Source organism: Ruegeria sp. AF5 (assembly GCF_056541905.1).
Window position 1 is genome coordinate 172,748 of sequence record NZ_JBQFYZ010000008.1, and the last position, 6,665, is coordinate 179,412.

Consider the following 6,665-nt stretch of genomic DNA (forward strand, 5'->3'; position numbering starts at 1 on the left):
TGTTCTCCAGATTAGAAGCGTGTGGATGAGAAAGGTGACATATCGAGCACCGGCTTGGCGTCAGTGACCAGATCGGCCACCAGTTCGGCCGTGCCTGCGGATTGGGTCAGCCCCAGATGACCATGGCCAAAGGCATAAAGTACGTGTGGTGCGCGCGAAGATCGGTCAATCACTGGCAGGCTGTCAGGCAGTGATGGGCGAAAGCCCATCCATTGCGTGCCGCCTTCCAGGTTCAGGTCTGGCATGAAGCGCCCGGCCTTGGCCAGCAACGTGTCAGCGCGCCGGTAATTCGGGGCCAGCTTCAATCCACCCAGTTCGACTGCACCGCCGATGCGCACGCCGCCGTTGATCCGGGTTACCACAAACCCATGCCCCCCAAAGGTCAGATGAGTGCGCAGGTCAAAAGCGCCTTCGGGCAGGGTCGTGTTATAACCCCGCTCGGTCTCAAGCGGGATATGATCCCCCAGGGTCTTGGCCAGCTGGTGTGACCAGGCTCCGGCGGCAACAATCACCTGACCTGCCGAAATGTCGCCGTTGTCCGTGTCAAGGCGCACGCCGTCATCGGTTGGTTTCAGTGCCGTGATCCCTGCGATCTTTACCTGCCCACCGCGCGCGATGAACTGTGCCGCCAGATGCTCGGTCCAGCGGGCAGGGTCGACGGTATTCATCCATGTCGAGGTAAAACCCGCATGGGTAAATCGCCGGTTCAGCCCGGGCTGAATTTCGGCAATAGCATCCGGGCTGTCCAGAAGATCAAACGGGATGCCATGGTCCTTGCGCAGGTTCCAGGTGGGCAGGCTGGCACGGAATTCGCCCTCACTCTCGAACAACTGCAACTGGCCTTCGCGCTGCATCAGCGCCTCGCCGTCTACATGCTCGATCTGACGCTCCAGCGCCGCACGGCTGTGGTTCATCAGCGCGGCTTGTGCGGATAGTGAGGCTGCATAACGATCGCGCCAACTGGCCCGCCAGAACCGGAGCATCCACGGTGCAATACTCAGCGCATAAGCGGGCGGGATCGACAAAGGCCCCAACGGATCAAGCAGCCATTTTGGCGCTTTGCGCATGATCCCAGGCGTTGCAAGCGGCACGATATCTGTAAAGGCAAAGGCCCCGGCATTGCCCTTTGACGCCTCGGCTGCAACGCCTTCACGGTCCAGCACAAGCACCTGCCTTCCCCGCTTTTGCAACTCTAGCGCAGCGCTGATGCCAATGATGCCAGCACCGATCACAACTATGTCCGACTTGGTGTCATGCTGCATGGTTACAGGTTCTCAAATAGTGGTACGGGGTCGGGGACCGGACAGCGTCTGTCCCCGGCCTTGACTTCAAAGCGCGATGCCATCACGGAACGGATCATTCGGCGCGAAAACCAACCTGCCTTCCGACATGATATGCGCCTGCCCGGTCAGGGTGGGAATGACACCCCCGTTCGGGCCGGGTTGGTAGCTCAGCACGTAGGGGCTGCCGATCACGCTTTCCTGCACAATCTCTTCCCCTGCTTCCAGCACCCCGTTTGCCGCCAGACAGGCGAGGCGCGCCGAACTGCCGGTACCGCAGGGCGACCGGTCATATTGATTGTCCGGGCACAGTACAAAGTTGCGGCTGTGAACATCCTTGTTGGGGGATTGATCCTGAAGGATCACATGGTCGACCAGTTCTCCGTTTTCGCCATGCACGCCCTGTGCGATGCAGGCTTCGCGTATGGTGATGGTCAGATCGGTCATCGCCCGAATGTTTCCCGGGTTCACCGGGATTGGGCTGGGATCAACAATGAAGAACCAATTTCCGCCAAAGGCAAGATCGCCGGTTATCGACCCATAGCCGCCAACCTCAATCTGCACTGCTGCCCGCACGCGACGGCTCTCGACATTTGTGACGCGTACGGTATTGGCGTCCAGTAAATCCACCGAGACGACACCGACCGGAGTTTCAACCCGATGCGTGCCCGGCCGGATTCTGCCCATATGTGCCAGAGTGACGCCCAGACCGATGGTGCCATGCCCGCACATGCCAAGAACTGCATCCGCATCAAAATAGATCACGCCGGTCTCACACCCTGGATCTTCGGGCGCGACCAGAAGCGCCCCCACCATTCCGGGCTGCCCACGCGGCTCCAGCAAGATGGATTTGTAGAACACCTCATGCTCGCTGGCCAAGCGTCGTGCACGCTCGGCCAGCGGGCCGGACCCCAGATCGGGGCCGCCGTCGAGGATCACCCGCGTAGGCATTCCTCCTGTGTGACTGTCAATCACATGCATTCAGCAATGACTCCGCCCTGGCCGAACCAATCAGTAAACCAAGTGCGGAACAGGTCGTATTGCTGTTCGCAATAGTTGCGCTGGGCATCTGTCAACTCGTCGGTTTCGTTGAAGTGCAAACGGTATTCCTCTTCGCCGTTCAGGACCAGCAGGTGTTTGTAATACAGCACCAGATCGGTGCCCTCGTCAAAGCTGGCCAGCACACCAAAGGCCTCTTCCAGTTCCCGCGCGCGCAGGCGCGCTTCGGCATGACCGGCCGCCGCTTTCTGGCACAGGGCAGCCAGCAGCAGTGCTTCTTTCGGCAGGGCAGTGCCAATCCCTGTGATCGAACCGGTGGCGCCGCAATTGACGAAGCCATGGTAGACCTCGGTGTCCACACCAACCATCAGTGTAACCTGATCATCCTTCGAGGTAATGTGTTCCGCCGCATAGCGCAGATCGCTTTTGCCACCGAATTCCTTGAACCCAACCAGGTTGGGATGATCTGCGCGCAATTCCAGGAACAGATCGGCGCGCGTCGCGAAGCCGTAAACCGGGCTGTTATAGATGATTGCCGGAATATCAGGTGCGGCCGACAGGATCGCTTTGAAATGATTACGCTGCGCCGCGATGGACGATCCACGCGACAATACACGCGGGATCACCATAAGCCCTGCCGCTCCAACCTTTTGCGCATGCGCGGCAAGCGCCACGGCGGATTTCGAATTTATCGCACCTGTGCCGACGACAACGGGCAGTCCGGCCGCGATCAGACGTTCGACACCTTCCATCCGTTCGGCATCCGACAAGAGAGGCCAGTCGCCCATCGAGCCGCAATAGACCACGGCAGACATACCCGCTGCGATCATTTCCTTGCCCTTTTTCACCAGCGCGTCAAAATCCGGTGTCCGGTCCGGTTTGCAGGGGGTCATCAGGGCTGGCATGGTGCCGGTGAAGATATTCTGGGACATGAAGGTAACCTTCCTAATTGTTTTGGGGCGGGGGCTTTTATCGCACATTCGCCAGGAATTTGCGGGTGTGTTCAGATTGGGCTTCGTTAAAAATCTGGGCGGGCGGGCCGATCTCTTCCATCACGCCCTGATGAAAAAAAGCAACCCGGTCTGATACATCACGAGCGAAACCCATCTCATGCGTGACGCAAATCATCGTCATCCCTTCTTCGGCCAAAAGCCGCATCGTGTCGAGAACTTCGCCCACCAGTTCAGGATCCAGCGCCGAGGTTGCTTCGTCAAACAGCATGTATTCCGGCTCCATCGCCAGCGCGCGGGCAATGGCAAGACGCTGCTGCTGACCACCCGATAAGGCCGAGGGGAAGACGTTCAGCTTTTCGCCCAACCCTACATGGGTCAACTGCTTTGCGGCAATGTCACGCGCCTCGTCTCTCGACTTGCCTTTGACAATCTTCGGGGCCAACGCAACGTTTTCCAGTGCTGTCAGATGCGGAAAGCTGTTCCATTGCTGGAACACCATCCCCAGCTTTGTGCGCAGCTTGTTGATGTCGGTGCCTTTTGCATGAACATCAATGCCATCAACCCTGACCGATCCCTGCTGGATCGGTTCCAGCGCGTTGATGCAATAGAGAAGGGTCGATTTGCCGGAGCCTGACGCACCGATCACCGACAGAACTTCTCCTTTCTGCACATCCAGATCGATACCTTTCAGCACATGCAGCGATCCGAAATATTTGTGCAGGTCGCGAATTTCGATCATTGGGCCCACCTTTTTTCTAGCGACGCGGAATACCGCGAAATCGGATAGCTGAGCGCGAAATAGAACGCGCCAGCGATTGTCAGGATCAGGAATGGTTCCTGCGTGCGGGTGATCAGGATCTGGCTGGCTTTCAGCAGTTCAACATAGCCCAGAACCGAGACCAGCGCGCTGTCTTTCATCACACCCAGCGCGACCCCGACCCATGCAGGGAACACCGCGCGCCCTCCGATCGGGAAGACGACATATCGCAGATCCTGCCAATAGGTCATGCCCAGGCTGCGCGCGGCGCGGCGCATCGGATCACCAACGGCTTCAATCCCGCCGCGCGCCACATTCGCAACCAGTGCTGCCGTGTAGATGGACAGGATCACCACGCCCGAGGCAAACGGGTCCAGATTGAGCCCGACAATAGGTGCAAAGTTGTAAAACAGCACCAGCTGGATGATCAGAGGGACCGACCGGAAAATATCCAGAACCGGAGCCAACGTCAGGGTCGCTGCCAGTTTGCCCTCGTACAGAAGCCAACCGCACACCACGCCAAAAACCGTTCCAATGGAAATCGAAAGCACTGAAATCCAGAGCGTTCGCAGCGCGGCTTCGCCCAGAAACCACAGATCGTTGATGTTGAAGCCGCTGAAAAAGCTGACAGTGGGTTGCATCTGTGCCTCCTTCAGTAGCGGAAAAGCCGGGACGCCAGCAGGCGCGAGGCAAGCAGGATGATTTTGACGATCACGTAATAAATGACCGCGGTGACGGCGAAATATTCAAAGATTCGGAAAGTGCGCGAGGCAAAGAACTGGGTCTCGCCCGACAATTCCCGGAAGCCGACCAGCATACCCAGTGACGACATTAGAACAGCCCAGACCATCTGGTTCGTGATCGGATGATAGACAATGCGAAACACCTGCGGAATCACGACGCGTGTGTAAGCCTGCCACGCGGTCATGCCCAGCGATCGGGACGCGCGTAGCTGTGTCTCGGGGACGGCCTGAAAGCCGCCACGGAAGTTTTCAGCCAGATAACCGGCGCAATTGAATGTCAGCCCGGCCAGCACGATGAAGTACGGCGATAGATGCAGGCCAAAGGCACCAAGCCCGAAGCCGAAAAAGAACAGCTGGAACAGCGCCGGAGTATTGCGCGCCAGTTCGACCCAGGCTGAGGCGAACCAGTAAAGCGGACCTTTCAGGTGCAGCCGCGTCAGCGCCAGACAAAGTCCGATGATAATGCCAAGGACCATTGCCAGCACGGCAACCTGTATCGTCAGCAGCGATGCCTCAAGCAGGTCCGGCAGGCTTTTCATCACCGGCCGCCAATGGAAGTTATAGTCGAACACGGGTGTTCCTCACGCAATCTACCGGTCCTTTCGCCCGGCCATAGCCGGACGAAAGCATGGAGTAGGAAAGGGTCAGTACATTACGCCGGGAATGCGCAGCTCAGGCGCTTCGCCGCCGACATATTTACCCCAATGCTCCTGATAGCGGCCCGATCGCACCTGGTGGGTCACGAACAGGTTCAGGAAGTTCAGCCAGGTGACATCTTCGCGCTTGCCTACAACCGAAGTGTAGTCGGTGGTCCATGGCATGCGAGGGCCGGCAACAACAGTGTCATATTGCTGGGTAATCGGCAGCACGGCAGTGTTTGTGGTAATGCCGATATCGGCCTTGCCCTGAGCCACCGCCAGGAAAACCTCATTCTCGGACTGGTAGCCCTGGTAATTGCCTTCTTCGCCCCATTCGGCGGCGATCTTCAGCCATTCCTGCTCGGGCACGGTGCCGATCGCGGCGGCCACGCGCTTGCCACGGATATCCTCGAAGGTCTCAATGCCGCTTTCGGCATTCACGACACCCTGCGCATAATAGATGGCGTAAGGAATGGTAAAGCCCACCGTCCGCGCCCGTTCAAGGCTGTCCGAGGTTGCTCCGAACACAACGTCTGCGCGTCCGGTGACGATCACTGGCAGGCGTTCGGCCCAGGTCAACGGCAGGATTTCGGCCTCAACTTCAAGTGCGGCGGCCAGATCATTGCAGTATTCGACGTCAAAGCCTGCCGGTTCGTTATTCGCGTCGCGATACCCAATTGGCGGAAAATCCAACACAACTCCGCAGCGCAATGTCCCGCGATCTACGACATCGTCCAGCGTGTCCGCCATCGCAGGAGCTGTGGTGATAGTGGTGAGGGCCGCCAGTGCGGCGAGTTTCTTGAGCATGTGATCCTCCCTGAATCAATCGATACGCGCAGCTATAGAGGATATTGTATCCAACATCCAGTATTTTGTTGAGCAGGAAAAGCCAGCTTTCAAAAGGTGTCGTGGCTCTTGGATGTGATTGAAATGACTGACTTGGCCCGCGTGGAAGGCCCTCGTTCGTTGGCGGCCAAATGGATTTGACACCATGTGCTACTGGAGTTGGAGGTTTTTGGCTGAACGTGGCCCGTCGTCAAACGTGAAGGTGCATTGTGCTCAGAGGCTGGGGAGATTTCAGCTTGAGACGGAATACCTTTTGTGATGGGAGTGTGCGGTCGCCCAGGCAACTCCAGCCTGTGTCTTTCAAAGAAAAGCGGCAATGCTGACCCGCGCAGCCAAATGCGCGTTCGGTCAGACTTTGACGGCTTGTAGTTCTTCGAGCAGGTCGAGGAGTTGGTTGAGTTTTTCTCGTCCCATTTGTTTTTCGATGCTTTGGTAGATCTGGAGAGAGG

7 protein-coding genes are annotated in these 6,665 nt (G+C 57.9%); all 7 read right to left on the bottom strand.

Annotated elements, in window-relative coordinates; all coding sequences use genetic code 11:
- Positions 1 to 11: 11 nt before the first annotated feature.
- Positions 12 to 1,262: an NAD(P)/FAD-dependent oxidoreductase gene (locus ACR0DS_RS13455; protein ID WP_480559082.1), complete on the bottom strand. Its 1,251-nt coding sequence runs from the start codon at positions 1,260 to 1,262 to the stop codon at positions 12 to 14.
- A 66-nt stretch (positions 1,263 to 1,328) separates the two neighbouring features.
- Positions 1,329 to 2,261, bottom strand: a complete 933-nt coding sequence (locus ACR0DS_RS13460; protein WP_480483384.1) for a 4-hydroxyproline epimerase — start codon at positions 2,259 to 2,261, stop codon at positions 1,329 to 1,331.
- Positions 2,252 to 3,211, bottom strand: a complete 960-nt coding sequence (locus ACR0DS_RS13465) for a dihydrodipicolinate synthase family protein (RefSeq protein WP_480483381.1) — start codon at positions 3,209 to 3,211, stop codon at positions 2,252 to 2,254. The genes ACR0DS_RS13460 and ACR0DS_RS13465 overlap by 10 nt, the downstream gene beginning before the upstream one ends.
- 37 nt (positions 3,212 to 3,248) lie before the next feature.
- The gene (locus ACR0DS_RS13470; RefSeq protein ID WP_480483379.1) at positions 3,249 to 3,971 is read right to left on the bottom strand and encodes an amino acid ABC transporter ATP-binding protein; all 723 of its coding nucleotides are present in this window, start codon (positions 3,969 to 3,971) and stop codon (positions 3,249 to 3,251) included.
- The gene (locus ACR0DS_RS13475) at positions 3,968 to 4,630 is read right to left on the bottom strand and encodes an amino acid ABC transporter permease (RefSeq protein ID WP_480483377.1); all 663 of its coding nucleotides are present in this window, start codon (positions 4,628 to 4,630) and stop codon (positions 3,968 to 3,970) included. Before ACR0DS_RS13475 ends, ACR0DS_RS13470 begins: the two co-directional genes overlap by 4 nt.
- Before the next feature lie 11 nt (positions 4,631 to 4,641).
- Positions 4,642 to 5,304: an amino acid ABC transporter permease gene (locus ACR0DS_RS13480; RefSeq protein ID WP_209507537.1), complete on the bottom strand. Its 663-nt coding sequence runs from the start codon at positions 5,302 to 5,304 to the stop codon at positions 4,642 to 4,644.
- 72 nt (positions 5,305 to 5,376) lie between these two features.
- Entirely contained in the window at positions 5,377 to 6,177 is an 801-nt protein-coding gene (locus ACR0DS_RS13485) for a transporter substrate-binding domain-containing protein (protein WP_480483375.1), read from the bottom strand.
- Positions 6,178 to 6,665: the final 488 nt, after the last annotated feature.